The following is a 2,639-nucleotide window of genomic DNA, read 5'->3' as shown; positions in this document are numbered from 1 at the left end:
CCCACAGCATGATCACGGCAAGCAGTACGCCCCAAACGCGGCGGCGATCGGCCGGGGTGGCTCTATTTATCCTCTTGAGGAGAAACCAGACCACCGCCACGGATATAGCGAGGGTGGTCAGGGCGAATGACCACCATGCCCACAGGGGGGCCGCCGTGGTTGGGGCTGCGGACGGAAACATCGCGTCAATACCGCTGCGTCCGGCGATGTAGAGCGGTGAGAGAAAGACCAGTGTTCGCCAATTAAGCATCCTTTGCCAGCGGTTGGCGGTCTCGGCGACGCGCATCGCTGGGCCGCTCATGCCGCACGCCCTGCAATGGAGGCTGCAATCTTGGCGGCCTGGTCGGTCGGAGCGTCACTGCATGCCCGAACGTCGATCACGACGTTGTTGTGCGCGGTCAACGCGCGCTGACATCCCCAACCAGCCAGACCCTCATAGGTGAAACGCGCTGTGAGCGTGCCGTTTTGGTTGTCTACGCGGTCGACTGTGAACGTGTAGCGTTCGTGGCTGGTGGTGTCGGTGACGGTCGCAGCTACGCCCATGCACCTTTGCCATTTGGCGCCCTGCTGGGAAGCGAAATCGGTTGCGGCTTGCGCCGAGGCGAAGCTGATCACCGCTTGGCTCACGGAGTGCGTCCAGTTCTCACCGGGCTCGCGAAGCATTTGAGTTTGCACTGCAATCCAGCCGCTGCCTTGGTAGTTCGCCAATTCGGCCGGGTGATAGGTCCCGAGGCAGTCAGGCCGATCGATATCGGCGGTCCACATTTTGTCGGGCGCCGGATCGGGCACGAGCACCATCGCGCTGGTGCCCATGATCGCGTTGATGGCCGCCGGATCTGGTAGCAGGCCGGTCAGCGCGTTGACCGCGATGGTGGGGGCGGGCGAGGGCGGTGGCAGGCTTGGTGATGCCGGTGCCGTGGTGGTGTCGCTGCCTTGGGGTGCGGGCTGTGACGGCGTTGATCCCGTGGCGATCACGGCCACTACTGCGCACATCGCCACGGCGGCGGCGACGACGCCGACGATCGCGTAGGTGCGTGATGTGCGCCGCGGCCGCCCGGGCGGCGGGTAGGCGCCCGGCGCCCACTGAGCGGGCGAAGCGACGGGCCACGGAGGAGCGGAAGACGAGGGTGGCGTCCAGCCGGTGAACGGCGTGGGTGCCCCGGCCGGGTGTGCGGTGAAGGCCGGCCGGCGCTCGTCCGTGCGCTGGGGTGCCCACGGCGAAGGCTGCCACGGCGAGGGCGATGCAGCTGCCGAGGCGTAGGGGTATCCGATTCCACGCTGATGCAGATCTGACATGGGATGCAACCTCCGGTTGTGTTGGCGCACGGCGTGACGGCGTGCCCGGGCTGTTCAGGGGTGGGGGCTTAGCTCGACTGGCCAAGGCGCTGCGAGATCTGCGCCGCGAGGGTCGCGGCCGTATCGCCGGGGTTCTGGCTGCAGGTCGTTATGTCGATGACGACGTTGCGTTTGGCGGTAAGGGCGCGCTGGCATAGCGTGCTGCTGTTCTGCAGGGCGGTGCTTGCGGTGAGCGTGTCGCCGCGCTGGGCGACGTCCCTGACGGTCCACGTCATCGGCTTGTCGTTCTTGGGGGTCAACACAATTGGGTTCGCGCGGCAGCCCTGCCAGGTGCCTGCTTGCTGGTTGACGAAGGCTGTGGCCGCGGATTGCGTCGAGAACGTCGTCACCCCGTTGAAGACGGTGTGCACCTGGCTTTTATTTTGATCGCGCAGGGCCTGCACGAGCGTGGTGCGCGGCGCGAAAGGGGAGTAGGCCACGCTGGATACGGGCACGACGAGACCTGCGCACTCGGGCGGGTTGGGTTGGTCGTTGAAGATGCCCGACCCAGACAGCCTGTCGATGGCTTCGAGGCGTGCGCCACTCATGACCTGGCCGACGGTAGCGACGTCGGGAAGCAGTGTGGGCAGGGTCTCATCGTCGACGAGCGAGCCGGTATTTCCTGGCGCCGGCGCGGCAACGGTGGTCTGCGGCGCGGGAGACGACGTGACCGGTGGGGCGGGGATCGGGACACCGCTAGCTGCGGTGGTGGCCGATCCGTTGTGGTCGGCCAAGCCCTCCATCGCGATGGTCGCGGTGATGACGGTGGCCACCGCGGCGACCCCCGCCGCGCCAACCAGCCACCAGTGCGTCTTGCGCTTGGCGGCGGCGTTGACCGGCGGCATCGGCCAGCCACTGGGGCCGGGCCAGGTGTTCGGTGGGCCCCAGGGGCCGGCGGCCGGCGGCACGATCGCCGGTATGGGGCGGCTAAAAGCGGGCGGCGCGGCGGGCGGTCCCCATGGCTGGCCGGGGCGACCTGCGGTGCTGATGCCCGGCTGGGGGGCAAAAGCTGGGCCTGCCTGCTCGAACGGTCGTTGATAGGGCGTGCCGTATCCGGGGTAGCCGCGGTGCTGGTGCGAAGGGATGGTCTGAGTCATGGTCTGGACTCCTTACCGTAGGACCCGCTCTAATACGTGCCCTTGATGCTACGTATTCAACCACATGAGTCGTAGCGTATGCAAGCGGAATCGTAGCGACATGGAATGATGACGTAGCAGGGGCGAAATAGCAGTTCAGAGTCGTATAGCTGCTTGGATAGCGCAGTGGGATTGGAGTATGTGTGCTCTGCATAGCCCGAAATCATG

At 66.4% G+C, this 2,639-nt stretch carries 3 protein-coding genes; all 3 read right to left on the bottom strand.

Annotation, left to right across the window (positions count from 1 at the left end; translation table 11 throughout):
- Positions 1-301, bottom strand: a 301-nt coding sequence (locus AC5Y5O_RS31880; RefSeq protein WP_500028729.1) for a hypothetical protein, incomplete at its 3' end; no start/stop codon positions are given.
- Positions 298-1,296: a sensor domain-containing protein gene (locus AC5Y5O_RS31875; RefSeq protein WP_082811596.1), complete on the bottom strand. Its 999-nt coding sequence runs from the start codon at positions 1,294-1,296 to the stop codon at positions 298-300. The genes AC5Y5O_RS31880 and AC5Y5O_RS31875, both read right to left, overlap by 4 nt.
- Positions 1,297-1,364: 68 nt before the next feature.
- Complete coding sequence (locus AC5Y5O_RS31870) at positions 1,365-2,432, bottom strand: sensor domain-containing protein (protein WP_500028728.1); 1,068 nt, start codon at positions 2,430-2,432, stop codon at positions 1,365-1,367.
- Positions 2,433-2,639 lie beyond the last annotated feature (207 nt).

It is taken from the genome of Mycobacterium sp. NGS40 (assembly GCF_059812735.1).
This window is presented reverse-complemented; position numbering and strand designations above follow the sequence as displayed.

Bases quoted from the DNA above. Each gene is read 5' to 3' on its own strand.
- AC5Y5O_RS31875 (WP_082811596.1), bottom strand. From the start codon at position 1,296: ATGTCAGATCTGCATCAGCGTGGAATCGGATACCCCTACGCCTCGGCA.
- AC5Y5O_RS31870 (WP_500028728.1), bottom strand. From the start codon at position 2,432: ATGACTCAGACCATCCCTTCGCACCAGCACCGCGGCTACCCCGGATAC.